Here is a 24,762-nt window from a genome sequence, read left to right as displayed (position 1 = left end):
GCGCGGCCTCGTCCTGCCAGTCGTCGTCGGACATGGGTGTGCCGTCCGGGGTGAACCAGTCGGGCGCGTCGGAGAGTTCGACCGCCGCCCGGCACAGGGCGCTGTGACGCAGGCGCAGTGAGATGAGGTCGCGGGTGAAGGCGACGAGCGCCTCGTCGCCCGAGGTCCAGTCGAACCAACTGGTCTCATCGTCCTGGCAGTAGGCATTGTTGTTGCCGCGTTGCGTTCGGCCTCGCTCGTCGCCGCCGAGCAGCATCGGCGTTCCCGCAGAGAGCAGTAGCGTCGTGAGCATGGCGCGCATCTGACGTCGTCGTAGCGCGACGATGGCCTCGTCGTCGGTTGGCCCTTCGGTTCCGCAGTTCCACGACCGATTGTCGTCGGTGCCGTCCGAATTGTGGGAACCGTTGTCCGCGTTGTGTTTGCGTTCGTAGGACACGAGATCGTGCAGTGTGAAACCGTCGTGGGACGTCACATAGTTGATCGACGCCGCGCGGCGTCGGATGACCGTTGCAGGATTGTGACGACGGCCCCCGAAGATGTCGGCCGAGCCGGTCAGGCGTCGTGCCATCGGTGCGAGCAGGCCCTCGTGGCTGCGCCAGAAATCGCGGACGCTGTCGCGGTAGCGGTCGTTCCACTCGCCCCATTCCGGACCGAATGCGCCGAGTTGATGACTGTCGTTTCGACCGACGTCCCAGGGTTCGGCGATCAGCCGCACCCGCGACAGCACGTCGTCCTGGCCGAGTACCCGAAGGAACGCTGCAGTGGGGTCGAAAGGTCCACCACCCCAATCGTTTCGGGCCCAATCGTTTCGGGCACTGTCGGTGCCTTGACGCGCAAGGGTGGGCGCGAGGTCGAAGCGAAATCCGTCGACGCCCAGCGACGCCCAGTAGCGTAGGGAGTCGGTGACCATGCGCAGCGTCGTCGGGTGCGCCACCGCAACGGAATTGCCGCATCCGGTGGTGTCGACGTACGAGCCGTCGTCCGGGTCGAGCACGTAATACGCGCGATTGTCGAGGCCGCGATGGCACAGTGTGGGGCCGGAGTCGTCGCCTTCTGCGGTGTGATTATAGACGACATCGAGGATCACCTCGATCCCGGCGCCGTGCAGAGCGTCGACCATGTGGCGGAACTCGGCGATGGATTCGTCACCCCGGCCGGCGCGGTCGGCGGCGCTGTAGGCGTTGTGCGGGGCGAAGAAGCCGATGGTGTTGTAACCCCAGTAATTCGTGAGGTGCCGTTGGGCGAGTTCGCGTTCGGACACGCTGCGATGCATCGGAAGTAGCTCTACGGCGTTCACTCCGAGCGATGTCAGGTAGTCGAGCACGGCCGGGTGTGCGAGTCCGGCGAATGTGCCTCGGAGTTCGGCTGGAATGTCGGGGTGGGACTGCGTGAACCCGCGGACGTGCACCTCGTAGATCACCAGCTCCGATGCCGGTCGGCGCGGGCCCGGTGCAGTGGCGGTCGTTGCCTGTGGCGGTTGCTCGACGACGACGCTGCGCGGCACGAACGGTGCCGAGTCGAGCGCACTGGGACGTGAGGGATCGTCGACGTCGTGGTCGAGGAGCGCGTCGCAGTACTCCACGTCCCCGACGATGCGTCGGGCGTAGGGATCGAGGAGGAGTCTGGCAGGGTTGTAGCGCCGACCGCGCTCGGGTGCGAAGGGGCCGTCGACCCTGAATCCGTATCGGGTTCCGGCACGCACGCCGTCGACGACGCCGTGCCACACGTCGATCTCGCGCCCTGGGAGCAGGAGTCTGGTCTCGGCGCCGGCGTCGTCGAAGAGACAGAGCCACACCGCATCTCCGCCCGAACTGACGGCGAAGTTGGTTCCGCGGTCGGTGACGGTCGCTCCGAGGATCGACGGATCGCCGGGGGAGATGGTCCCGGTCATCAACGTCCCTTCTCGTCGAGTGAGCGCGGCGAGACGACCGCGGCCGGCGGTCACGCGACACTGACGGTGACGATACGTGAGCAGGGCGGGCGCGGGGCGGTGTGCCACGGTGCGGCCGACAGGGCGTCTGCCTCTGGTAGACCGGAGAGATGAGTGCTCCCCTCATCGAACTGAATTCAGGCATCGAGATCCCACAGCTCGGACTGGGGGTGTGGCAGTCGACTCCGGAGGAGGCGCAGCGCGCCGTCCGATTCGCGATCGACGAGGCCCGCTATCGACACATCGACACGGCCGCGGCCTACGGCAACGAGTCGGGCGTCGGCGAGGGCATTGCCTCCGCGTCGGTGCTGCGCACAGAGGTGTTCGTCACGACGAAGCTCTGGAACTCCGATCACGGGTACGACCGCGCTCTCGCGGCGATCGACACCAGTCTGCGCGCGCTCGGAACCGACTACGTCGACCTGTACCTGATCCACTGGCCGCTGCAGGATCGTGACCGACTGCTGCGCACCTGGGACGCAATGGAGAAGATCCTTGCCGACGGTAAGGCGCACTCGATCGGCGTCTGCAACTTCGAGCCGCATCACCTGCAATGGCTCATCGATCGCGGGGGAGTGCTGCCCGCCGTCGACCAGGTGGAACTGCATCCGCACCTCCAGCAACGCGAACTGCGCGAGTTCGCGGCGGAGCACGGAATCGCGATCGAGTCGTGGAGCCCGCTCGGCGGAACGTCGGGGTCGGGGTGGGGTCCCAACTCCAAGCCCAACACCGTCTTGTCCGACCCGACGATCGGCGACATCGCGATCAAATTAGGACGGTCACCCGCCCAGGTGGTCCTCGCCTGGCACATCAAGCTCGGACTGATCGTGATCCCGAAGTCGGTGCACGAAGATCGCATCAAGCAGAACATCGACGTGTTCGATTTCGAACTCGACGACGAGGACATGGCTCGGATCGCCGCTCTCGACGACGGTCAGCGGGTGGGGATACACCCGGACGAGATGAACCTCGGCGCGCCTGACTGAGCCCGCAGGCTCAACGTGCTGCGCAGCCGTCGTGCCTAGCTCATTCGCACGCGACGCCGTCTCCGTCGCGGTCTAGTTTCGCGGAGTAGCCCGGCTGCCCGCGGTGCAGGGGCGCTACGCCGGCAGCGCGCGCCTGAGCGCAGTTGGCGTAGGTGGTGTTCGACGGTGCGACCTGCGGCGGGGCGGCGGCCTCTGGCGGAGCGCTCTGCGGGGCCGGGGCTGGCTTGGGTGAATCAGCTTCGGGTGCAGAGCAATTCGACAGGATGCGGATCATGGCCTGCTTCTCCGCCGCCGTCACCCACAGGTGGTAGATGGCTTTGACCGCGATCTGCCGCTCGACGTAGGTGCATCGATACGACTTGTTGGGCGGCAACCACGTCGCGGCATCGCCGGCACCCTTGGCCTGGTTCGTGCGGCCATCGGTGGCCTGCAGATTGCGCGGATCGTTGGCGAGGTTGCGGCGCTGCTCGGCCGAAAGCTGTTGCGCGCCCTTCTGCCACGCGTCCGACAGCGCGACGACATGGTCGATCTGGACCTTCGACGACGTCGCCGAGCCGCGCGTGAAGGCGATCGACGTTCGCGTGTACGGATCGTCGAGCGTTCCCGACAGCACCACACATCCGTTGGTTCCGGGTTTGAGGGTCACGCCGGACAGGTCACGTCGGAGGATGTCGTTGCGAGTGTCGCACCCGTTGTGGCCGTCGGCGACCGAGACGTCGTCGGACCATGCCTGCCCGAACTGTGATCGCTCGTAACCGGTCTTCGGCGCGCGGCCCTTTACTGCGAGCGACTCGAGCGTCGTGCGCGCGCTTGACTCAGCGACCTGAGATGGCGTGACCGGCGCGGGCGCGGCGTGTGCCGTCGCGGCGGGGACCAGCGCGCCTGCGGCGAGCACGGTCACCGCGATGGGCCAGACGATGTCGGCGCGTCGAGAGGCGCGAACGTTCCGCGCGTCGTCGTGTTGCGTGTCGTCGTGTTGCGTGCCGTCGTGTTGCGTGCCGTCGATCGGCCGGTCGTTGATCAGCATGGCGGAAACGTATCAGCCCGTACCGACAGCGAGCCTGAGCGAGTGGGCGCGGAGGTGAGATGCCCTGATCACGCTGCTGGGATGCTGATGGGTGCGCCCGCGTGAATCTCTTTCAAACACAGTGGGTGCACACCGGCCGGAGGCCGGCAAGGATGTGACGGTGCGCGCAAAGGGATTCGAACCCCTGACCGCTGGTGTGTAAGACCAGAGCTCTACCGCTGAGCTATACGCGCTCGACGCGTCGTCGGGCCCAAGCCTCGCGCGTCAACACACGAATCTAGCCGGTCGGCAGGTCGGAACCCAAACTGCGAGCCCCAGGCAGCCAAGCGGCACCCTAAATGTGTGTCGTATCGAAGGATGTGGATGCTGCAGCACACACATCCTTCGATCGGACACTCATCTACGACGCGGGTCCGCGGCGGAGGGCCGGAAAAGTTCTGGGGTCAGCAGCAAACCGGGGTCACCCGAAAATCGGCGGCAGGGCGAACAGCACGATCGTCGACCAGACGACGTGTGTGCAGATCGGTGCCGCCACGCCGCCGGTGCAGCGACGCAGGATCGCGCACACCGCGCCGAGGAGTATCGCGGCGAACCCGAGCATCACGTTTCCGCTGGCCAGGGTCGCGATCGTGTAGACGACGGTGGACACGACGACCGGGTGATGCGGCCGCACCGCCGAGTACACCGCGCCGCGGAAGAACAATTCCTCTGCGGCGCCATTGATCAGGGTGATCGCGGTGACGATCGCGATGCTGCCGTAGTCGGCGAAGGCGAGCACGTTGCTGACCAGTTCGCTGAGCGGTCCGATCAGCTTCGTGAGGAACGCTCCGATGACGAACACCGCGCCCATCGCGACGCCCGCGACCACTCCGAGCGCAACGGCGCCCAACGTCGAGCCATCGCCGTCGAGGGAGAACCTTCCGGCAGAGAGCCTGCTGGTGGCTATCGCTCCGATGATCCAGGTGGCCGCGAGGCCGAGTGTCAGCGGGTAGAACGCGGTGTCGCCGGGTGTCACCGAGAGAGAGACTCCCAGGAAGACGGCGCCGATGAGCAGGAATCCGACCACGGCGAGCCGACGGCGCGTCGAAGAGATGGGTTGGTCTGTGTTGCGGTCGACGGCGACAGCGTCGAGGAGCCGGGTCACCGACCGGGGCAGGGAGGCGGTCGACATCAGGGCAGGAACTGCCCGAGAACACGCCGGGCGACGAGCGTCACGCCCGCTACGGTTCCGATCACGCCGAACACCGCGCCGAGCGCTGCGCGGCGGGCTCGCAGTAGGTCGCCGCCCGCCCAGTCGGGGTCGGTGTCGGCGAGGTGGTGCAGATCGTCGAGCTCGGAAACCGGACGGGGATAAGGCGACTCGACCGACGCGCGAATGGCGTCTCGCATGGTGGTGAGACCTCCGGTCGGTGGGGACACGAACTCGGTGATGCGGTGCTCGGAGGCGCGCATCGGATACTGCAGCGACGTGACCAGTTCTTCGGTCAATGCTGCTGGGGCTGGCGTGATGATGCCCCCGACCTTACCCGCGAGCCGGGTGCTGATCGACGGAACGCGCACGCGTAGTCGAGGCATGCGGACCGCGCGGAGATACTCGTCGAGGATCGATCGGTAGACGCCGGTATCGGGACCGGCGATGTCGTAGGAGCCCGCCGGTAGTGACGGGTCGGCGGCCGCGACGAGGTAGTGGATGACGTCGCGGATGGAGATCGGGTCCATCGGATTGTCGATCCAGCCGGGCTCGGGGATCACCGGGAAGCGGTCGGCGAGGTAGCGCAGGATCTCGAACGACGTCGAGCCCGCCCCGAGGATCACCGCGGCACGCAACCAGACGAGTTCGGCGCCGCCGTCGATCGCGAGTCCCTCACCGACGTCCGCGCGGCTCTGTAGGTGCGCCGACATCTCGTCGCCGTCGGGCACGAAACCGCCGAGGTAGATGATGCGAGGGATGCCTCGACTGCGGGCCGCCTGTGCGACGGAGCGTGCGGCGGCGCGGTCGCCGTCGGCGAAGTCGGCCTGCCCGATGCCGTGCACGAGGTAGTACAGGGCGTCGACCGGGTGGTCGTCGGGGCTGGCCGCGTCGATGGCGGCACCTACCGAATCGGGGTCGTCGACGTCCATCTCGACCGCGGTCACGTCGTCGGACCATCCGTACCGCGACAACCGCTCTGGCGATCGCGACGCGACGACGACCTCGTGATCGGACGCGAGAAGGGCGTCGACGAGTCGTGAGCCGACATATCCGGTTGCACCGGTGACCAGGAGCCGCATTGTCGCCACACTAGCCAGCACACCGCGGCGTGGCCCACTCGTGATTACGGCATCACGGACGCATCACGGCGACTCGCGCGGGGGTCAGGCGCGGCGGTACCGTTCGGCGAGCTGCACATGGCGTTCCGCAACGGCGCGGCATTCGGCACGCAGCGCCGCGGGTTCGAGAACCCAGAAGTCGGAGTCGAAAGCGTGTAACCAGCGTGCGATAGAAGTGAGCGAGGTGCTGTAGATCGTGAGCTCGCAGCTCGAACCATCTCCGAATTCGATTGTGCCCCAAGCGTCGTCGACCATCTTCTCGACGACGGCCAGCGGTGCGTGAATGCGCACCCGTGCGGTGGCGGACCGGTACGCAGCGCCGAGGCTGCGCGCCAGGTAAGCGGCGGCACCACCTTCGGGGAGTTCACGAGGGACGAAACGTGCCCCGTTGGGTGTCTTGACCGTCATGCGGTCGACGCGAAAGGAACGCCAGTCGTCGCGGTCGGGGTCCCAGGACACCAGATACCACCGAGATCCCTTGCGCACCAGTCTGTATGGCTCGACCTCGCGTCGACTCTCGGTTCCGTCGTGGCGTCGATAGTCGAATCGCAGACGTTCCGTGCGGTGGCACGCGGTCGCGATGTCGGACAGCACCTCTGCGGCCACTTCGGTGTCGCGCGGTCCCTGCGGAAGGGAATCGAGCGTGAGGGCGTCGAGTCGATGCCGCAACCGTGAGGGCATCACCTGCCGCAACTTGGCCAGTGCACCCGAAGAAGCCTCGGTCATATCGCTGACGGCGGCGCTGCTGATCGCGTTGAGTCCCAGCGCGACGGCGAGGACCTCCTGGTCGTCGAGCAACAGTGGGGGCATCTCCGCGCCCGCGCCCAACCGGTACCCGCCTCCGACACCGACTGTCGAGTCGACTGGATATCCGAGGTCGCGCAGCTTGTCGACGTCGCGGCGGACCGTCCGCTTGGTGATGTTCAGTCGCGTGGCGAGATCGTCGCCCGACCACTCCTGGCGCATCTGGAGCAGGGACAGGAGCTGGAGTAGTCGCGCTGACGAATCGAGCATGGGGTCATTGTCGCGTGCATTGCGGACAATTGTGGTCCGCAATGCGCAGATCGTGTCACTTTGTGTGGCGGGTGAAGAACTGCCAGATCAACGACGTTGCCGAGATCGAATTGCTCAGCTGCCCGGCCGGTGACGGGCTTCCGGTGGAGCCCGGCCACACGTGTGCGCCGCCGTTGACGCGGTAGTGGGTGATCTCGTGACCCGACGCTGCGCAGAACGGCCAGTCGATGCGGGTGACGTAGCGGTTGACGGGAAACTCGAGTGGCTGAGTGAGGCAACCGTCGCGTGCCGCCCACCCCGACAGCCAGTCCATGACGGGAACATAGGCTCCGCCGTGTCGCACGCCGCCGGTGTAGTGGATCGTTCGGTCGGCTGTGCCGTGGAAATCGATGATGGATGCGGGCGGGGCGCCGGGGCAGTTGGGACGACCGGCGTCGTAGAACGCACCGCTGACCACCGCGTAGGCGGCGAACTCGGCGGGCAGCCTGCACGCGAGCATCGCGACGAGTCCGCCACCGTTCGATCGGCCGGCCGCGTACGTCCGGCTCGAGTCGATACATGCCGCCGCCCGCATCTCACGCAGGATCGTTCGGGTGAACGCGATGTCGTCGGCGCGAGGCGAGGAGTACGGCGCACCCTGCCACGAGACGAGTCCGTCGGTTCCGCGCAGGCCCTCGGGATAGACGACGATCGCGGGGAGCTGCGCGAGACCGGTGAACCGTGCAAAGGTCGCCGCGGGTTCGGCGTGCCCGTGGAACGCCAGAATCAACGGGTACGTCGACTGCCCGCTGTAACCGGCGGGCACGTTGACGCTGTAGGTGCGCTCGACGCCGTCGACGGTCGTCGTATGTTTCGACGTCCCCGATGCGAGACGGTTCGGCCCGGCACATCCGGAGAGGTCGGCCACCCGATGAAGCGGTTCGACGGCGTTCGCCGCCGGGACGGCCCCGGCAACCGAGACAACAGTGACGGCGGTGAGAACGCCGAGGACAAGTGAGAGTGCAGTGCGCCAGGCACGGCGTCGGGCGGATCGCGGCACTCGCCAAGGATAGAGGGTCGGCACACGCGGGGCTGTGATCCGGGCGGAGGATTCACGTGCTGTCGGTAGTCGACGCCTGGCTGTCTCTTCAGGTCTCGCGGAGCATTCTGGTGCGGTCGTGCCGATTCGGCACGACCGGAGGGTCTTGTTTGCGATGCTGAGCGCCATGATGGTGCGTCGCAGAGCCGCAGGTAGCGGAGCCCATGAGGTTCTTCGTAGGAAAGGCGCAGGCGTGCCGCTGATATTGCTGGTAGTCGCGCTAGTCGCGACGGTGTGCGCACTTCCCGCCCAGGCGGGGGCGCAGCCGCCGGGGGCGCAGCCTCTGCCGGCCGCCGACCCCGGAACCCTGCCTCCGGGATTCCTCTGGGGTGTGTCGTCGTCGGGTTTCCAGTCCGAGGGGTCGTCGCCGGACAGTAACTGGACCAGATATGTCGCCGCGGGTAAGACCGACGACAAGGTGGGGTCCGCCGTCGACTTTCGTCATCGCTATCGCTCGGATATCGCCATCGCGAAGTCCCTTGGTGTCACGGTCTATCGCGTCGGTGTCGAGTGGGCGCGCATCGAGCCGAAGCCGGGAGTGATCGACCGTCGCGAGCTCGCGTACTACGACGACATGATCGCGGCAATCGTGAGCGCGGGAATGCGGCCGATGATCACCCTCGATCACTGGGTCTATCCGGGATGGGTTGCAGCGCGCGGCGGTTGGGCGAATGCCTCGACGCCGCAGGCGTGGCTACGTAACGCGCGCTTTGTCGTCGACAGGTACGCCCATGACAACCCGCTGTGGATCACCATCAACGAGCCGACGATCTATATCGTCAACGAGCTGCGCATGGGTGGACTCTCCGCGGCTGCGAGTGCAACGATGCGCGACCGCCTCGTCGACGTGCACACGTCGATCTACCGATACATCCACCAGCGTCAGCCCGCCGCCATGGTGTCGTCGAACATCGCTTACGTCCCGACTGTCGAGCCGATCGTCGACACCGCATTTGCCGATCGGGTGCGCGATTCTCTCGACTTCATCGGTCTCGACTATTACTACTCGGCGTCGGTCACCGACCTGAGCGCGGTCAACGCCGCCACGGGAAAGAATTGGAACGCAACGGTATCGGCCGACGGGATCTACTACTCGCTGCGTGATCTCGCGCGGCGCTTCCCGGGTAAACCCCTCTACGTCGTGGAGACCGGCATGCCGACCGAGAATGGCAAGCCGCGCCCCGACGGTTATCGTCGCGGTGATCATCTGCGTGACCTCGTCTACTGGGTCGGGCGGGCGCGTGCAGACCGCATTCCGGTCATCGGATTGAACTATTGGAGCCTCACCGACAACTACGAATGGGGTTCGTACACACCACGATTCGGGCTGTACACCGTCGACGTCAAAACAGATCCGACGCTGCGCAGACAACCGACGGACGCGGTGCCGGCCTATCGCGACATCACCGCGCGCAACGGAGTGGGGTCGGCGTATCGCCCGACCCGGCCGGCCCAGTGGTGTTCGCTGGCCGCCGCTCCCGCGAGTTGTGGCCAACCGGTGCGCTGACGCCCATCGCGTCTGCGTGAGCCGACCGCCGCTGAACTCGACGCCATCGGTCAGCGCATGATGGTGCGCGACGAACCCGCTGCCGCCCTTCGTTCGAGCGATGCGCGCGCCTCGGGGTTCGGCCGAGCGGGTCAGCATGCAACAGTTCCGCGACGCGCTCGAGGAAGTTCCTGCCCCGGCTCCGGCTGCTCAGTATGCTGCAATCCCTCGAGAACCGTTAGTGTCGGCCGATGCGCTGACAGCCATGTAGGCGCGCAGCGCCGACAGCCCCCAGAAGGATGAGAACATGCCGCTCACCGTCGTCGACAAGGATTCGATCACCGCAGCTCTGACCACCGAGTGGGCTGCGCTGCAGTCACTCGCGGCGCAACTCACCGACGAGCAGTGGTCGGCACCGTCGGTGCTCCCTGGCTGGACCAACGCCGACATCGTCGCCCACATCATCGGCACGGAGAGCATGCTCGACGGTCGGGATGTGGAGGCCGCAGCCGACATCACCTCGCGAACGCATGTGAAGAATCCGATCGGCGAGCTCAACGAGCGATGGGCCGACTACTTCCGTGACGAGTCTCGGGAGGAGGTGCTCGCTGCGCTCGACGAGATCATCGAGGTGCGCACCGCGGCACTCATGGCGATGACGCAGGACGAGTTCGACGCGCAGACGGCCACCCCGGCCGGCCCCGACACCTACGGACGATTCATGCGCATCCGCGTCTTCGACTGCTGGATTCACGAGGTCGACCTGCGCGACGCCCTTGGCGACGACTCGCCGTCGGATCCCGTTACGGCGGGCGTCGCACTCGACGAGATCTCGTCGTCGTTGCCCTTCGTGGTGGGCAAGCGCGCGTCGGCGCCCGACGGCAGCAGGGTCCGGTTCGAGATCACCGGTGTCGCACCTCGTGAGGTCAGGGTCGCGGTGGACGGGCGTGCAGGGCTTGTCGAGTCATTCGACGGTGGTGACGATGCCGCCGACGTCACCCTACGCGTCGACGGAGTCGAGTTGGCGCGTCTGGTCGGAGGCCGGCGTGATGCCGATCCGCGCGCGGTGATCGTCACCGGTGACGAGGCGCTGGCGAAGGCCGTGCTCGACCGGATCGACTATGTGATCTGAAGCCTCGAACGGATTTTCTACCAGGCTTCGAGATAACGCATCAATCGATCTAGGTATCCAAGAAAGTGTCATTCAAACGGTCGATTCTGAGGGTATCGGCCGATAAAGAATACCCTTATCGCACACTTTGTTCGGGATCGCGAAGGTATTTCCCACGCCCGAACGCGCGCGCTTCGCTTCCCGCAATCGTGCGTGCGGGGAGCGGGTCGCTCAGCAGGGTGCGCACCAATGCCGACGACGGACCGAGGTCGTCGTCGCTCCCCACGACGACGACGTTGCCGGTTCGCCGCCCCTTGAGCATCGCGGGATCGGCGATCAGCATGACATTGGCGAACACTTCCGCGACGGCGGCGGCGTCGGCGCGCACCAGATCGAGAGTTCGCGCATCGCCGCAGTTCGCGAGATAGAGCCCGCCGGGAGTCAACACTTTTTTGACCGCCTGTACGAATTCGACCGTCGTCAGATGCGACGGTGTGCGCGCGTCGACGAAGGCATCGCGGATCACCACATCCCGCGAACCTTCCGTCAGCGATTCGGTCACCGCCCGCGCATCGCCCACGCGAATGCGTAACAGTGGCGCACGCGGCAGGTCGAACCATTCGCGCACCAATCGGGCCAACTCGGCGTCGATTTCGACAGCAACCTGCCTCGCCCGCGGGTAGCGGTCGGCCAGAGTCCGCGGGAGCGCGCACGCGGCCCCGCCGAGGTGGAGAACCCGCAGCGGCGTGGAGGTATCGGGATAGCGATCGTCGATGACCGCGGCCATCTGTCGGAGATATTCGAAATCGAGAGCCGACGGATCGTCGGGGTGGATGTGCGAGCTGTGGGTCCCGTTGATCAGCAGCAGCCAGCCACCCGAGATGGGATCGGCAACCACCTCGGCGGTGCCGGTGTCGATGGGGTGGCTACCCGGGACGGGTGCGGGACGGGGTTTGGCCATGAGGTGACGATACGATCGCGCGGTGCGTCGAGCCCCATCCAGTACCAGTCCGCGCGTGGCGGGTCGAGCACTCGACGTCCCGGTCGGGCTGTGCGTCGGCTACCTCTTCGACCGCGCAGTGGGCGACCCGCGCCGGTGGCATCCTGTCGCGGGCCTCGGGCGCGCGATCGGCCGACTCGAGCGGGCCGTGTACGCCGACTCGCGCGCGGTGGGGATAGGTTTCGCCGCGACGTCGGTGTGCGCGTCGATCGCCCTCGGGCTCGGTGTCGACAGAGCCGCCCGGCGCGTCGATTCCTCACCTGTGCGGATTGCGGCCGTCGCGGTGGCGACGTGGGCCGTACTCGGTGGCACGACGCTCAACCGGGTCGGGCGTGAGGTCGCGGATGATCTCTCCGTCGACGACATCGACGCCGCACGTGCGCTGGTACCGAGCCTGTGCGGTCGTGACCCCGAGAGCCTCGACGCTGCCGGAATCGTGCGTGCCGCAGTCGAATCGATCGCCGAGAACACGTCAGATGCTGCAGTGGCTCCACTGTTCTGGGGTGGCGTCGCCGGTGTGCCCGGGCTGATCGCGTATCGAACCGTCAACACTCTCGATTCGATGGTCGGCTACCGCAACGACAGGTACGGACGATTTGGTTGGGCTTCAGCGCGTCTCGACGACCTCGCGAATCTCCTACCGGCACGGCTCGCCGGGGTGCTGGTCGTTGTGCTCGGACAAGACCGCGTAGGCGCTCTCCGTGCGTGGCGACGCGATGCCGCAGCGCATCCGAGCCCGAACGCGGGCGTCGTCGAATCGTCGTTCGCCGGGGCGCTCGGGCTTCGTCTCGGCGGTCGGACGGTGTACCCACACGGCGTCGAAGAACGTCCTGCGCTCGGAGACGGTCGGTCGCCGGAGGTTGCGGACCTGTATTCGACGACGCGTCTGTCGCGGCGGGTCCAGATCGGAGCGCTGGCATCGAGTGCGTTGAGCGCGTACGCGATCGGTGCACTACGACGGCGGGTGATCAGCCGCCGTAGCGCTGGGTGAGCTTGTCGCGGACGTCGTCGGGTGCGTGTTCGGTGTCCGGGCCGAAACCGATCCGCGTCGTGTCGGAGTGGTCGGTGTCGTCGACGACGGTGTCGCCACGCAGTTCCGCGCGCAATCGTCTGCGGCGTGCGGCGCGGTCGGAGGCGGCACTCGCCGGCGCCGCGGTCGAGGCGGCAGGAGTCTGCGCATCCGTGGTCGCCGCAGCGGAATCCGTCGACGTGGTGGTCGCGGTGTTCGCCGTGCCACGTGCCCGACGACGCTGCCTGATCTCGGCGTAGATGAAGTATCCGGCTCCGAGCGGAGCCATGATCCCGAACGCAAGCCACTGCAGTCCGTAGGAGAGGTAGGGGCCGGATTCGAGTTGGGGTAGCGGGATCTCGCCGAGCGATCCCGGCTGGTTCGGCGAGATCTGGATGTAGAACGGGTCCATGCCGGTGGAGGTCGCGCGCGACAGTTCGGTGGGATCGATCGTGTACATCGACAGGGCACCGTCGACAACCGCCGCGCCTCGACCGGACGTCGTGCCCTCGCCCGCCCTGATCCGACCGTCGATGGTCACTTCACCCGCCGGCGGCGCAGGTACGACCGGTGTCTGTCCCTGGTCGGGTCGTATGTAGCCGCGATCGACCACGAGCACCCTGTCCGAACCGGCAACCCGGAAGGGCGTCAACACCTCGATGGCCGGACGTTCCTCGACCGAACGCAGTCGGACCAGAGCCTGCTTGTCGGTCAGGAAGGTGCCGGTGATGTGCACCTCGCGCCACTCGGTGTCGGGTCGGAATCCGCTACCGGCCGGTGCGACCGACGCAAGCGGAACGGGCGCGATCGACACGGCCTGCTCGATGAGATGGTTGCGTTCGCTCGTTCTGCTGTTCTTGCCCAGCTGCCACGGAGCGAGGATGGAGAAACACAGCGCGGCGAATGCCACGACCACCACAGCCAGGGCAATCCACCCAGGTCGCAGGAAGGTCCGGAGCACGCGCATGCCTCAACGGTACCGAGGTGCCCACACCCATCGGAGGTGCGGGGCGATGTACGACGCTGCGGCGGCTAGCTGTTGCCCAGGCGGTCGTTGACCCAGGCCAACATGCCCGGAACGGCCGCCTCGATCTGCTGGCGGGTGAGCGCGAAATCGTCCTGTGTCCCGTAGTAGGGGTCGGCGACGTCGAGGTCGGCGACGTCGAGGTCGTCGCCTGCGTCGGGATCGAAACTGCGCAGCAGCCGCACGCGATCGCCGAGCCGTTTGCGTTCGAGATCCTTGGCGTGGCCGGAATCCATAGCGACCAGCAGGTCGGCGTCGAAGTCGTCGGGGGAGAGGTGGGCTGCGGTGTGGGCGTCGGAGTAGCCGTGGGCGAGCAACTCGGTGCGTGCGCGATTGTCGGCGGGTTCGCCGACATGCCAGCTGCTGGTACCCCGACTCGTCACGCGGACCCGGTCGGAGAGGCCGGCGTCGTCGATGGCAGATCGGAAAATGTTCTGCGCCATGGGCGACCGGCAGATATTGCCCGTGCACACGAAACAGACGTGTAGTTGATCAGACACCTAAGACCTCACGCAGATCGACAACAGAATCGACGCGCCACGAGGCAGCGTCCCCTTCCCCGGCCCGAGCGTAACCCCACGAGACGAAGACTGTCGGGATTCCGAAGCTCTCGGCACCGTCGACATCGTGCGACCGATCTCCGATCATCACGACGGGATGGTCGGGAAGTCCGGTGTCCGGGTCGGGTGTGATGCCCGATTGTCTCAGGGCCCACGCGATCACGTCGGCCTTGCTGCGCCGCGAGCCGTCGTCGCTGGCACCGCAGATCGCCGCGAAGCGGTCGGCGAGGGAGAAATGCTCGAGGATGGCTCGCGCCGTGTTCTCGTTTTTCGACGTCGCGATCGTCATCGTCCGGCCCTGGGTCGCGAGATCGTCGACGAGCTCGCGTATCTCCGGGAAGACCGAATTCTCGAGCCATCCGACGTCGGTGTAGCGCTTGCGGTAGGCGCGCATCGCGTCGTCGGCGGTCTCCTGGTCGAGTCCGAGGCCGATGAGCGTGTCGATCATCGGTGGTCCCGCGACGCCCGCGACGACGTCGTCGGGTGGTTCGGGTGCCCCGACCTCGGCGAGTGCGTGGCGAAAGCTGTTGACGATGCCGGAGAAGCTGTCGGTGATCGTGCCGTCGAGGTCGAACAACAGTACGGTCCGCGGATCATGCGGATCTGCCGGAGAGGTCACGGCTCCATCGTGACATGTACCGCAGCGGGTGTCCGAATGGCGTGTTGCTGTCGGCCGATCCGTCGGCACTCGACCATTAGGCTCGACGGTTATGACAGCAGGCACGACCCCGCAGGACAGCGTGTACCGCCTCAGCCGACACGGCGATGTCGACGTGGAGGCCGGTGTCGTCGATTTCGCCGTCAACGTGCGCGGTGAGGCGCCAGAGTTCGTCCGCGCCGCGATCGCCGACGCCTGTGCACGTCTCGCGTCCTATCCGAGCACCGCGCACGCCGATGCCGCGATAGCTGCGATCTGTGCACTACACCAACGGGATCCGGACGAGGTCATGCTGCTCGCGGGCGCCGCGGACGGGTTCGAGGCGCTGCCACGGCTCGGGTCTCGGCACGCCGCGCTCGTCCAACCCTCGTTCACCGAGCCGGAGATCGCCCTGCGGGCAGCCGGAATCCCCATCACCCAGGTGCAGTTGCCGCCGCCGTGGTGCATCGACCCCGACGACATCGCCGACCGCATCCCCGACGATGCCGACCTCGTCGTCGTCGGCAACCCGACCAACCCGACGTCGGTGTTGCACAGCAGAGCCGCGCTCGATGCGATGCGCAGGCCCGGACGAATACTCGTCGTCGACGAGGCGTTCGCCGATCTCACCGTCGATCCGGTCACCGGCGAGCGTGAGCCGCAGTCCCTCGCGTCGATGCGTAACGACGACATCGTCGTGTTACGCAGCGTGACAAAGACTTTCGGACTCGCCGGCCTGCGCGCGGGGTACCTCCTGGCGTCGCCCGAGATCGTCGAACGGCTGAGCCGGGGACGTCGACCCTGGCCGTTGTCGACGCCCGCGCTCGCTGCTCTGGCCGAGTGCGTCGGCCCTGCGGGACAACGGTTCTGCGACGACGCTGCGCGCGCCGTCGCGGCCGAGCGAGACTTCATGCTCGACCGGCTCGCACTGGCGGGGATCAGGACGTGCACACAACCCGAGGCGCCGTTCGTGCTCATCGAGACGCCGAACGGCATCGCGGTCAAGAATGCTCTTCGCGCAGCGGGTTTCGGTGTGCGAAGCTGCGCCAACTTCGTCGGCCTCGACGGCGATCACCTGCGGCTCGCGGTGCGCGACAACGCCACCGTCACCGCAATGGTCGACGCACTGGCCCGCGCACGAAAGGACGTCGACGATGACGCACAAGGATGAGTCCACAACGGTGACTTCGGTGACCGGGACATCAGATGCTGGGATATCGGTGGGATCGGTGGCCGATCTGCTCGATCGCGTCTACCCGCCGAGGCTGGCGGAGGCATGGGACTCGGTGGGACTCGTGTGTGGGGATCGCACGGAAGCCGTTGCGCGGGCGCTGATCTGCGTCGACGTCACCGATGCCGTCGTCGACGCGGCGGTCGCAGGCGACGTCGACATCATCGTCGCGCACCATCCGCTGCTGTTGCGCGGGGTCGACTCGGTTGCCGCCGATACCGCGAAAGGCTCTGTGCTGCATCGGCTGATCCGCGCGCGCACGGCGCTGTTCACCGCACACACCAATGCCGACAGTGCACGTCCGGGAGTGTCGGATGCGCTCGCGGATGTACTCGGCGTCGTCGACACCTCACCGCTGCAGCCCGCGCCGTTGGCGCCCATGGACAAGTGGATCGTCATGGTGCCCGAGGGCAGCGCCGAGCAGGTCAGCGAGGCGATGTTCGCGGCGGGAGCCGGGGCTATCGGTGAGTACCGCGACTGCGCGTGGTCGGTGGTGGGCGTCGGTCAGTTCGAGGCGCGAGGTGCGGCCAATCCGACGATCGGGTCGCTGGGAGAACGGACGCATGTCGACGAAGCGCGGGTGGAAATGGTCGCGGCGCGCGGTCTGCGCCGGTCCGTGCTCGCTGCACTTCGTGCCGCTCACCCCTACGAGGAGCCCGCATTCGACATCCTTGCCGAAGAAGCCATCGACTCGGACACGGGTCTCGGCAGGGTCGGGCGGCTCGCATCGCCGTCGACCGTCGGGGAGTTCGTGACGCGAGCAGCCGGTACGCTGCGCTCGCCGTGGGGAGTGCGTGCCACCGGGGAGCGCAGCCGCGTCGTGGAGACCGTTGCGGTGTGCGGTGGCGCGGGCGATTCGCTGCTCGACACGGTTCGTGGCCTCGGCGTCGACCTGTATCTGACCGGCGACCTGCGGCACCATCCGGTCGACGAGGCGCTGCGTGCGGGCGGACCGGTGTTGGTCGACGCGGGGCACTGGGCCACCGAATTCCCGTGGTGCACACAGGTTGCCGAACTGTTGGCGAACAGGCTCGCACTCGACGTCGAGGTCTTCGCGACGCCAACCGACCCGTTCACGCTGCATGCGGATTGCTGAGCGACGGTGGGTACCGCGTACCGTTGACCGAACGTGTGAACTCCAGGAGGCCCCCATGAAAGTCGATGCCGAGTGAAGGCCGACCCGTCCGCGCAGCGACATCTGCTCGACCTTGCCGACGCCGATGCCGCCGTTGCCCGCGTCGACCATCGCGGCAAATCGCTGCCGGAGGTGGCCGAGATCGCCGAGCTGACCACCAAGATCGACTCGACTCGCGACGACCTTGTGCGCGCCGACATCTCCGCTGAAGACCTCACCCGCGAGTATCGACGCGTCGACAGCGAGGTGACCGGAATGGCCGACCGCGAGCGCAAGGACTCCGCGCTGCTCGCCGGTGGGGGACTGGCGCCCAAGGCGTTGTCGGAGTTGCAGCACGAACTCGGTAGCCTCGCCCGCCGCCGCTCCGTACTCGAAGACGACCTGCTCGGCGTCATGGAACGACAGGAAGCCGTCGAAGCCGAACGGCAGCGCGCCTCGGCGACCGTCGAACATCTGCAGACCCAGCTCGCGGACGCCGAGAAGCGACGCGACGAGGCGAAGGCTGCTGTCGACGCTGATCGCGAGGTCGCGATCACACGCCGCGAGGCGATCGCCGGTGACATTCCCGCGGACCTCCTGGCGATCTACGACCGGCAGCGCGCCGCGGGCAAGATCGGTGCGGGACTGCTGCGGGCGCGACGCTGCGGAGCGTGCCGGATGGAGCTCGACCGCGGAACCCTCGCCTCGATCGCCGCTGCCCTCGCAGACGACGTGGTCCGGTGCGAGGAATGCGGCGCAGTTCTCGTCCGTACCAACGAGTCCGGTCTGTAGGCGCAACCGTGAGCTCCGGTTCGGCGGCCACGCCGTCGTGGCAGGGGCAGCGTGCAGAACCGACGCGCCTGGTGTTGCTGCGACACGGCCAGACGCCGCTGTCGATCGAACGACGCTATTCGGGCCGGGGCAACCCCCGGCTGACCGAGCTGGGGGAACAGCAGGCACTCGCCGCGGCGTCGCGCATCGCCGCTGAGGCCGACGTCGCTGCCGTGGTCAGCTCGCCACTCGACCGCGCATGCCAGACTGCGCAGGCCGTCGTCGACCGGATCGGCGGCGAGGTGATCGAGGATGCAGGCTTCATCGAGAACGACTTCGGTGGCTGGGAAGGGCTGACGTTCTCCGAGGCCGCGGCCCGCGACCCGCAGGTACACGCCCGCTGGCTCGGCGACTACACCGCCCCGGCACCCGACGGCGAGAGCTTCGCGCAGGTTGCTGAGCGGGTGATCGCGGCGAAAGACCAACTGGTCCAGAAGTATTCGGGGCGGACCGTGGTGGTGGTGTCGCACGTGACACCGATCAAGACGCTGCTCCAACATGCGCTGACAGTCGGACCGGAGCTGCTGTTCCACCTCCACCTCGACCTCGCGTCGGTGTCGGTGACCGAGTTCTACCCGGACGGCGGCTCGGTGGTGCGCTCGGTCAACGAGACCGCCCACTTGAACTGACCCTGCCGACTGGGCGTCACATACCGCCGACTGGGCGTCGTGTCGTGCCGAGTGGGTATATCCCGGACCGAGGGCGAACGAGTCGGCGTGTAAGCCGGATCCTGTGCCGACACGAAGTCGGCGGCGACCATCCATCTGGACACACCGTCGCCGGGTGCCTCAAGCAGCCAACCCACGGACTCGGGCGAGCAGCCCTCGATCATCCGTGCACACGCACCTGTTGGTCCGTGCTTCGGCCTTGCTCCGGGTGGGGTTTACCAAGCCGGCGCGGTCACCCGCGTCGCTGGTGCGCTCTTACCGCACCGTTTCACCCTTACCGACCTCGCGGTCGGCGGTCTGTTCTCTGTGGCACTGTCCCGCGGGTCACCCCGGGTTGCCGTTGACAACCACCCTGCTCTGCGGAGTCCGGACTTTCCTCGGCGCGCGGCATTGCCAGTGACCTGGCCGTTCCGCTCGCCGCGGCCGCCCGGCCGACTCGTTCGCCCGTACAGCTTATCCCGCTGACACGGGCATCCAGCACGCCCGGTGGAGCAGCGGGGAGCGCACAGTCGACATTCTGCTGCGCCCAGTCGGCACTCTGAGGCGCCCAGTCGGCGATAGTGTCGAAAGAGTGCAGCGCAGATTCTCCGCCCCCGACATCGACTTCGAGTCGATCCGCACCGAGCTGGGGATCTGCGAGGACTACGGCGAAGCCGCGCTCGACGAGGCGGAGCACGCGGTCGATGCACACGCCGCCGAGCGAATAGACCGCCGCGACATCCCGCTGGTCACGATCGACCCGCCGGGGTCGATGGACCTCGATCAGGCGGTCGCAATGTCTTTCGACGCAGACGGTTTCGAGGTCCACTACGCGATAGCCGACGTCGCCGCGCTCATTCGGCCCGAGCACGCACTCGACGCCGAGAGTCGACGTCGAGGCGCGACGATCTACTTCCCCGACGGCTCGGTGCCGTTGCATCCGAGGGTGCTGTCGGAGGGATCGGGATCGCTGCTCCCCGGCGTGACGCGGCCCGCGGTGCTGTGGACGATCCGCGTTGCACCGGACGGCGACGTGACCGGAGTGCACCTCGAGCGTGCGCTCGTGGAATCGGTCGCACGACTCGACTATGCGGGAGTGACCGCGGCCGCGGCCGCACGCACCCTGCACCCGTCGATCAGCGCGCTGCCCGCGTTCGGTGAGCTCCGACGTCGAGTTGCGTTGGCGCGCGGAGCAATCGAACTCGACCTTCCCGACCAGGAGGTGACCCGCGTCGACGACGGATGGGTGCTCGCCCTCGCGGCTCGCACGCCCGCCGATATGTGGAACTCGCAGTTGTCGCTTCTCACCGGCACCTGTGCGGGAAAGATCATGGCGGACGCGGGGGTCGGTCTGCTGCGCACCCTTCCACCGGCACCTGCTGACGCCGTCGACAAGCTCAGAGCGACCGCCGATGCTCTCGACGTCGCGTGGCCCGGCGACGCGACCCCCGGACAATTCCTCGCAGCACTGCCGGTCGACGAGCCGTCGACCCTCGCCCTGATGTCGCAGGCGAGTTCGCTGATGCGCGGCGCGGGGTACCTCCCGCTCGGCGTGCAGACCGGCGAGGCAGACACGGGCCCTGCAACGCGCGACGAGATGGTGCACTCGGCGGTCGGCGGTGTCTATGCACACGTGACCGCGCCACTGCGACGGCTCGGCGATCGATTCGCCACCGAGGTGTGCTTAGCCGTGACATCGGGAAACCCGGTGCCCGACTGGGTGTTACGTGCGTTGCCGACGCTGCCGGGCATCCTGCGCTCGGCCGACTCGCTCGGGTCGTCTGCCGACCGGGAGAGTACCGACCTCGCCGAGTCGGTGATACTCGCCGACCGTGTCGGCGAGCGCTTCGACGCCGTGGTCCTGTCCGGGGCGACAGCGAAGACCGGGGCGACAGCGAAGACCGGGGCGACAGCGAAGACCGGGGCGACAGCGAAGACCGGAGCGACAGCGAAGAAGCGAGCGAAGATCTTCATTGCACAACCGCCGATCCTGGCCGAATGCGACGGCACTCCGACCCCGGCCTCGCGTATCGACGTCACCCTCACCGCGGCCGATCCGACGTCGCGCAAAGTCAGCTTCGCGCCATCGAACGCATAGCCAACAACACCAAGCGACCCACGTCGGCGTCAGCAGTCCGGGAACGCCTTCGGCTCAGAGGTCCTTGGCGGCCTTGCGGTATGCGGCAATCGCCTGCTCGCCGTTGGCCTGTTCACGGGCGTCGATCCGACCGAGCACGAACAGATCCATGCCCGACAACTCGCCCGACGCCGCCAGCTCGGCCAGCCGTGCGCGATTGATACGCGAGTCGTTGTAGTCGCCGAGCGCCGACTGGAGGTCCTTCGCCGTCTTCGAGATCTGCTTGTACTTCTTCTTCTGCAGCGGTTCGGCGGCATCGGTGCTGTAGCGCAGTCGTTTTGCGCGTTTGCGGATCGTGTGCAGTTGCTCCGACCACTCGTGCGATCCTTCGGGCAACTCCGCGAGATCGCGTTGCGCCTTCCGAATGTGCTTGCGGCTCTTGCTGATCGCCTTGTCGACGGCGGTCGTCGCAGGCAGATCGGCATCCGGTCCGGCCGGCGGATCGGCGATCAATTCGTCGATGGCGTCGAGCAGTCGGAAGTAGCGCTGCGAGTTCATCGCCGCGTGGGTCGCGGCGACGGCGCGATCGTGCGCCGCGGATTCCGTGCCCGCCAACGCGTTCACCAGCGTCTCCGATGCCACTTCATCGCGCAGCAGAGTGCTGTCGATCTCCAGTTGCACTTCGGAATCGCGTGCGTCGCCGAGGATGCGCGCGAGCAGTTTCAGTTCACCCGCGATGTGTTCGGTGCGGGCGGCGTCGAGCACTGTGGGAAAACCGGAGAACACACTTCGCATGCGGCGTGCGGTCACGCGCATCTGGTGCACCGCGTCGTCGGCGTCCTCGCGAACCAGCGGATCCCAGGCGATGAGCGAATTACGGTGCCGCGTGACGTCGGCGATCACCAATTCGAGCGCCGATGGGTGGCGCCCCAACGTGGGAGGCGGTGTCACCGCGGGCGTCGAGCCGATGGCCCGCGCGAGTTTCGACGCACTCGACGGTTCCTGACCACCGGCGCCACGAAGCAGTTTGTGTGCGGCCTTCAGTAGTTTCGGGGTGCCGCCCTCGAGCAGTTCGAACTCCCACTCGGACCATTGCTGTGACGACCCGCCCGGCAGCAGCGACTGCGCGGTCACGCGGTCGTCGGCGAACTCGGCGAGCTTCACGCCGTCGGTTCCCAGCAGAGTCGTGATCGTGCGGACCGTCGAGATCGCCGCCACCGGCAGCAGCGGCCGGTGCCGGGTGTAAACGAGTACCGGGTCGACGAGTGCGTCGGGGATGTCGCCGTCGGCAGGCGACTCGTCGAAAGTCACCTGCAGTTCGCGTCGGGCGCCCGGGACATCGCCGGGGCGCTTGAGGTGCCATCCCTCGTCGTGTCCACCGCGCCTGCGCCGCATGGTGATTCGGTTCGACGCGAGGTCGAGGTTCTCCGTGTCGAAATACGTTGCGTCGAGGGTGAATGTCTCCGGCTCCGCGGCCGCCACCACGCCCGGGAGGACGCGAAGGTCGGGCGGCGTGATGCCCGGATCGACATCGAATTTGAGCTCCACCTCGACCTGCTCGCTTGCGGCCAACTCGTCCTCCTGTCGGTAATGGCTGAATTGAGTCTAGGCGAGCGAGTCAGCGATCGGCGAAGACATCGGTTGCTTCGACGAGATGATGTGCGATGCCCGGTTCGAAGGACGCATGGCCGGCATCGGCGACGACGTGCAGCGTCGCCGACGGCCATGCGCGGTGCAGATCCCAGGCGCTGCGCATCGGGCATACGACGTCGTATCGGCCCTGCACGATCACCGCGGGGATGTGTGCGATGCGGTCGATGTCGCGGAGTAGCTGGCCATCCTCGAGGAAGCCGTGATGAACGAAGTAGTGGTTCTCGATCGAGGCGAATGCGAGGTCGAACCGCGATCCCACGTCTTCCTTCGACGCCGCTGCCTCCTCGGGCTTGGGGATGAGGTAGCTCGTCGCCTGCTCCCAGCCGGTCCAGGCCCGTGCGGCGGCGACCGCGACGTCGGTGTCGTCGGAGGTGAGTAGTCGGTGATAGGCGGCGACAAGGTCGCCGTCGCGTTCGTTCTCTGGTATCGGCGCGAGATAGGACTCCCACACGTCGGGGTAGATGTGCGCCGCACCGCCGTTGTAGTACCAGTCGATTTCGCTGCGACGCAGCAGGAAGATCCCGCGGAGCACCAACTCGGTGACGCGGTCGGGGTGCGCCTGCGCGTAGGCGAGCCCGAGCGTCGAACCCCACGAGCCGCCGAAGACCTGCCAGCGCTCGATGTCGAGGTGCGTGCGCAGCGACTCCATGTCGGAGATCAACTTGGGTGTGGTGTTCACCGAGAGGTCGGCGCCGTCGGCGATGTGGGGGCGCGACTTTCCGCATCCGCGTTGGTCGAACAGGACGATTCGGTAGCGCGCGGGGTCGAAGAAGCGTCGTTGGTCGGGGCCGGTGCCTCCGCCGGGGCCGCCGTGGACGAACACCGCAGGCTTGCCGTCGGGGTTGCCTGAGGTCTCCCAGTAGATTTCCTGGCCGTCATCGACGGCGAGATGTCCTGAGGCGTACGGCTCGATGGGCGGGTACAGGCTTCGCATGTGTTCACCCTATGCGCGGGGATGCTGCGCCGGGTGCGGGTAGGTCGAGCACCCGCGAGCGACGAAGTCTGCACAGCAGGTAGGCGAGGCCGAGCCGGGTCCGTCCATATCCGTCGATCGGTTCGAAGCCCAGGGCCGAGCGCATGGTCTCCAGGCGCGATTGCATCGTGGAGTGATGTATTCCCAGCGTGCGGGAGGCCTGGCGGACCGTCGCGGAGGCCACCACGGCGTCGACCGTCTCCGACGTCCAGGGGACCTCTCTCATGAGTGAATCCAGTGCTGCGACATCGGGATTCGACGATTCGCTGCGGACGTCGGCGAGTATGTCGATCAGACCTCCGAACTCGTCGGCACAGATCGATCCCTGCGCGGGTGCGCGGGTCAGCCGGAGCGCGATGGTGGCGGTGCGCAGCGAGCAGGGCAGGTCGTCGATCTGTGCGGCCCCGCCGATCCCGCTGGGCGTTGCCGGTGCGTCGGTGGTCGACGCGGGTGCGATGAGCACGTGCAGCGTGCCGTGCGGGGTCGTCATCACATCGCTGGGCCACGGTACGGGATGTGCCCACTGTGCGAAGAGGGGAGCCGCGACCACGCGATAGCGCGTCCCTGCAGACAATCCAAGGCGCGCAGCGGCTTCACGACGTCGCTGTTGGTCGACCTGGTCGTCGAGCACGGCATGCATGTCCCTGGTCGCCGCGCCGGTGCCGTGGTCGGTGAACCGGATTCGGACCGCGAGGGCGAGTCGTTCGAGGATGATCGCGTCGTTCGGTTGCGTCTGCCCCTCGCGCTCGATCCACACGGTCAGTTCGTCGGAGATCCACTCGGAGGAGATGGCAGGGGGAGTATTCCGCCCGAGTGTCTCGCCCATCGAGGACACCCGCGTGATCTCACCTGCGTGGTCGAGTCCTGCCGGGCAGCCCGCCAACGCGGCAGCGGCAGCGAGGAGCCCGTGCACGTTGACCTGTCCGACGATGAGCTCGTCGAAGCAGGCGATGACGCGGATGCCGAGGCTGGCGCTCGGGTCGAGCGCCGAGATCCGACCGAGCAGTTCCTGCATGAATCCCCTGTTCGTCCTGCTGTGACTTAGCCTCGATCCACCGATCGGC

The 24,762-nt window shown here is 67.1% G+C and carries 22 protein-coding genes, 1 tRNA gene and 1 other RNA gene; 9 read left to right on the top strand and 15 right to left on the bottom strand.

What is annotated here, in order from left to right:
• Positions 1 to 1,945 (bottom strand): glycogen debranching protein GlgX (gene glgX, locus B3T59_RS08725; RefSeq protein ID WP_287002014.1); only part of this gene is annotated, 1,945 nt, incomplete at its 3' end.
• A gap of 95 nt (positions 1,946 to 2,040) precedes the next feature.
• Here glgX and B3T59_RS08720 point away from each other — a divergent pair.
• Positions 2,041 to 2,916 (top strand): aldo/keto reductase, encoded by an 876-nt coding sequence (locus B3T59_RS08720; protein WP_005206432.1) that lies wholly within the window; start codon positions 2,041 to 2,043, stop codon positions 2,914 to 2,916.
• 40 nt (positions 2,917 to 2,956) lie between these two features.
• Here B3T59_RS08720 and B3T59_RS08715 read toward each other — a convergent pair whose 3' ends face one another.
• The 6 genes from B3T59_RS08715 to B3T59_RS08690 form a co-directional block, all read right to left on the bottom strand.
• Positions 2,957 to 3,943: a GmrSD restriction endonuclease domain-containing protein gene (locus B3T59_RS08715; RefSeq protein WP_287002013.1), complete on the bottom strand. Its 987-nt coding sequence runs from the start codon at positions 3,941 to 3,943 to the stop codon at positions 2,957 to 2,959.
• A 161-nt stretch (positions 3,944 to 4,104) separates the two neighbouring features.
• Positions 4,105 to 4,176: transfer RNA gene (locus tag B3T59_RS08710), tRNA-Val, on the bottom strand.
• 227 nt (positions 4,177 to 4,403) lie between these two features.
• Positions 4,404 to 5,114: a CPBP family intramembrane glutamic endopeptidase gene (locus B3T59_RS08705; protein ID WP_287002012.1), complete on the bottom strand. Its 711-nt coding sequence runs from the start codon at positions 5,112 to 5,114 to the stop codon at positions 4,404 to 4,406.
• Complete coding sequence (locus B3T59_RS08700) at positions 5,114 to 6,214, bottom strand: NAD(P)H-binding protein (RefSeq protein WP_267625496.1); 1,101 nt, start codon at positions 6,212 to 6,214, stop codon at positions 5,114 to 5,116. The genes B3T59_RS08705 and B3T59_RS08700 overlap by 1 nt, the downstream gene beginning before the upstream one ends.
• A gap of 84 nt (positions 6,215 to 6,298) precedes the next feature.
• Positions 6,299 to 7,267 carry a helix-turn-helix transcriptional regulator gene (locus B3T59_RS08695; protein WP_287002011.1) on the bottom strand — a complete coding sequence of 323 codons (969 nt, stop codon included), beginning with the start codon at positions 7,265 to 7,267 and terminating at the stop codon, positions 6,299 to 6,301.
• Between the two features lie 55 nt (positions 7,268 to 7,322).
• On the bottom strand, positions 7,323 to 8,306 hold the full coding sequence (locus tag B3T59_RS08690; RefSeq protein WP_231894612.1) for an alpha/beta hydrolase family esterase: 984 nt from the start codon (positions 8,304 to 8,306) through the stop codon (positions 7,323 to 7,325).
• 232 nt (positions 8,307 to 8,538) lie between these two features.
• Here B3T59_RS08690 and B3T59_RS08685 point away from each other — a divergent pair, with 232 nt between their 5' ends.
• Positions 8,539 to 9,852 carry a family 1 glycosylhydrolase gene (locus tag B3T59_RS08685; protein WP_064862452.1) on the top strand — a complete coding sequence of 438 codons (1,314 nt, stop codon included), beginning with the start codon at positions 8,539 to 8,541 and terminating at the stop codon, positions 9,850 to 9,852.
• 286 nt (positions 9,853 to 10,138) lie between these two features.
• A complete protein-coding gene (locus tag B3T59_RS08680) occupies positions 10,139 to 10,963 on the top strand; it encodes a maleylpyruvate isomerase family mycothiol-dependent enzyme (RefSeq protein WP_064862453.1) in 825 nt (274 codons plus the stop codon).
• A 115-nt stretch (positions 10,964 to 11,078) separates the two neighbouring features.
• Here the strand turns inward: B3T59_RS08680 and B3T59_RS08675 are convergent, their stop codons facing one another.
• Complete coding sequence (locus B3T59_RS08675) at positions 11,079 to 11,903, bottom strand: spermidine synthase (protein WP_064862454.1); 825 nt, start codon at positions 11,901 to 11,903, stop codon at positions 11,079 to 11,081.
• A 55-nt stretch (positions 11,904 to 11,958) separates the two neighbouring features.
• Between B3T59_RS08675 and B3T59_RS08670 the strand changes: the two genes are divergently transcribed.
• Entirely contained in the window at positions 11,959 to 12,933 is a 975-nt protein-coding gene (locus B3T59_RS08670; RefSeq protein WP_156529329.1) for a cobalamin biosynthesis protein, read from the top strand.
• On the opposite strand, the gene B3T59_RS08665 is transcribed toward B3T59_RS08670, so the two are convergent.
• From B3T59_RS08665 to B3T59_RS08655, 3 genes are all read right to left on the bottom strand, one after another.
• Positions 12,911 to 13,918 (bottom strand): SURF1 family protein, encoded by a 1,008-nt coding sequence (locus tag B3T59_RS08665; protein ID WP_064862456.1) that lies wholly within the window; start codon positions 13,916 to 13,918, stop codon positions 12,911 to 12,913. The two genes, B3T59_RS08670 and B3T59_RS08665, sit on opposite strands and share 23 nt — an antisense overlap.
• A gap of 65 nt (positions 13,919 to 13,983) precedes the next feature.
• A complete protein-coding gene (locus B3T59_RS08660; protein WP_064862457.1) occupies positions 13,984 to 14,475 on the bottom strand; it encodes a low molecular weight protein-tyrosine-phosphatase in 492 nt (163 codons plus the stop codon).
• The gene (locus tag B3T59_RS08655; RefSeq protein ID WP_064862458.1) at positions 14,468 to 15,154 is read right to left on the bottom strand and encodes an HAD hydrolase-like protein; all 687 of its coding nucleotides are present in this window, start codon (positions 15,152 to 15,154) and stop codon (positions 14,468 to 14,470) included. The genes B3T59_RS08660 and B3T59_RS08655 overlap by 8 nt, the downstream gene beginning before the upstream one ends.
• Before the next feature lie 91 nt (positions 15,155 to 15,245).
• On the opposite strand from B3T59_RS08655, the gene cobC reads away from it, so the two are divergent.
• From cobC to B3T59_RS08635, 4 genes are all read left to right on the top strand, one after another.
• Positions 15,246 to 16,343, top strand: coding sequence for an Rv2231c family pyridoxal phosphate-dependent protein CobC (gene cobC, locus B3T59_RS08650; RefSeq protein ID WP_005206445.1), 1,098 nt, complete (start codon positions 15,246 to 15,248; stop codon positions 16,341 to 16,343).
• Positions 16,327 to 17,499 (top strand): Nif3-like dinuclear metal center hexameric protein, encoded by a 1,173-nt coding sequence (locus B3T59_RS08645; RefSeq protein ID WP_005206446.1) that lies wholly within the window; start codon positions 16,327 to 16,329, stop codon positions 17,497 to 17,499. The genes cobC and B3T59_RS08645 overlap by 17 nt, the downstream gene beginning before the upstream one ends.
• Positions 17,500 to 17,571: 72 nt before the next feature.
• The gene (locus tag B3T59_RS08640; RefSeq protein ID WP_005206447.1) at positions 17,572 to 18,309 is read left to right on the top strand and encodes a zinc ribbon domain-containing protein; all 738 of its coding nucleotides are present in this window, start codon (positions 17,572 to 17,574) and stop codon (positions 18,307 to 18,309) included.
• 8 nt (positions 18,310 to 18,317) lie between these two features.
• Positions 18,318 to 18,977 carry a histidine phosphatase family protein gene (locus B3T59_RS08635; protein ID WP_287002010.1) on the top strand — a complete coding sequence of 220 codons (660 nt, stop codon included), beginning with the start codon at positions 18,318 to 18,320 and terminating at the stop codon, positions 18,975 to 18,977.
• Between the two features lie 74 nt (positions 18,978 to 19,051).
• On the opposite strand, the gene rnpB is transcribed toward B3T59_RS08635, so the two are convergent.
• Positions 19,052 to 19,455: RNase P RNA component class A (gene rnpB, locus B3T59_RS08630), an RNA gene on the bottom strand.
• A 132-nt stretch (positions 19,456 to 19,587) separates the two neighbouring features.
• On the opposite strand from rnpB, the gene B3T59_RS08625 reads away from it, so the two are divergent.
• Positions 19,588 to 21,093 carry an RNB domain-containing ribonuclease gene (locus B3T59_RS08625; protein WP_287002009.1) on the top strand — a complete coding sequence of 502 codons (1,506 nt, stop codon included), beginning with the start codon at positions 19,588 to 19,590 and terminating at the stop codon, positions 21,091 to 21,093.
• Positions 21,094 to 21,147: 54 nt separating this feature from the next.
• On the opposite strand, the gene B3T59_RS08620 is transcribed toward B3T59_RS08625, so the two are convergent.
• The 3 genes from B3T59_RS08620 to B3T59_RS08610 all read right to left on the bottom strand — a co-directional run.
• Entirely contained in the window at positions 21,148 to 22,644 is a 1,497-nt protein-coding gene (locus B3T59_RS08620; RefSeq protein WP_267625483.1) for a CYTH and CHAD domain-containing protein, read from the bottom strand.
• Positions 22,645 to 22,690: 46 nt separating this feature from the next.
• Positions 22,691 to 23,659 (bottom strand): prolyl aminopeptidase, encoded by a 969-nt coding sequence (gene pip, locus B3T59_RS08615; protein ID WP_005206451.1) that lies wholly within the window; start codon positions 23,657 to 23,659, stop codon positions 22,691 to 22,693.
• Positions 23,660 to 23,663: 4 nt separating this feature from the next.
• The coding region (locus B3T59_RS08610) for a PucR family transcriptional regulator (RefSeq protein WP_287002008.1) at positions 23,664 to 24,762 on the bottom strand (1,099 nt) is incomplete at its 5' end.

The sequence above is a fragment of the Gordonia sp. UBA7860 genome (genome assembly GCF_002500165.1).
GTDB lineage: Bacteria > Actinomycetota > Actinomycetes > Mycobacteriales > Mycobacteriaceae > Gordonia > Gordonia sputi.
This window is presented reverse-complemented; position numbering and strand designations above follow the sequence as displayed.

Bases quoted from the DNA above. Each gene is read 5' to 3' on its own strand.
- B3T59_RS08665 (WP_064862456.1), bottom strand. From the start codon at position 13,918: ATGCGCGTGCTCCGGACCTTCCTGCGACCTGGGTGGATTGCCCTGGCT.
- B3T59_RS08720 (WP_005206432.1), top strand. From the start codon at position 2,041: ATGAGTGCTCCCCTCATCGAACTGAATTCAGGCATCGAGATCCCACAG.
- pip (WP_005206451.1), bottom strand. From the start codon at position 23,659: ATGCGAAGCCTGTACCCGCCCATCGAGCCGTACGCCTCAGGACATCTC.
- B3T59_RS08695 (WP_287002011.1), bottom strand. From the start codon at position 7,267: ATGCTCGATTCGTCAGCGCGACTACTCCAGCTCCTGTCCCTGCTCCAG.
- B3T59_RS08705 (WP_287002012.1), bottom strand. From the start codon at position 5,114: ATGTCGACCGCCTCCCTGCCCCGGTCGGTGACCCGGCTCCTCGACGCT.
- B3T59_RS08680 (WP_064862453.1), top strand. From the start codon at position 10,139: ATGCCGCTCACCGTCGTCGACAAGGATTCGATCACCGCAGCTCTGACC.
- B3T59_RS08645 (WP_005206446.1), top strand. From the start codon at position 16,327: ATGACGCACAAGGATGAGTCCACAACGGTGACTTCGGTGACCGGGACA.
- cobC (WP_005206445.1), top strand. From the start codon at position 15,246: ATGACAGCAGGCACGACCCCGCAGGACAGCGTGTACCGCCTCAGCCGA.
- B3T59_RS08675 (WP_064862454.1), bottom strand. From the start codon at position 11,903: ATGGCCAAACCCCGTCCCGCACCCGTCCCGGGTAGCCACCCCATCGAC.
- B3T59_RS08700 (WP_267625496.1), bottom strand. From the start codon at position 6,214: ATGCGGCTCCTGGTCACCGGTGCAACCGGATATGTCGGCTCACGACTC.
- B3T59_RS08715 (WP_287002013.1), bottom strand. From the start codon at position 3,943: ATGCTGATCAACGACCGGCCGATCGACGGCACGCAACACGACGGCACG.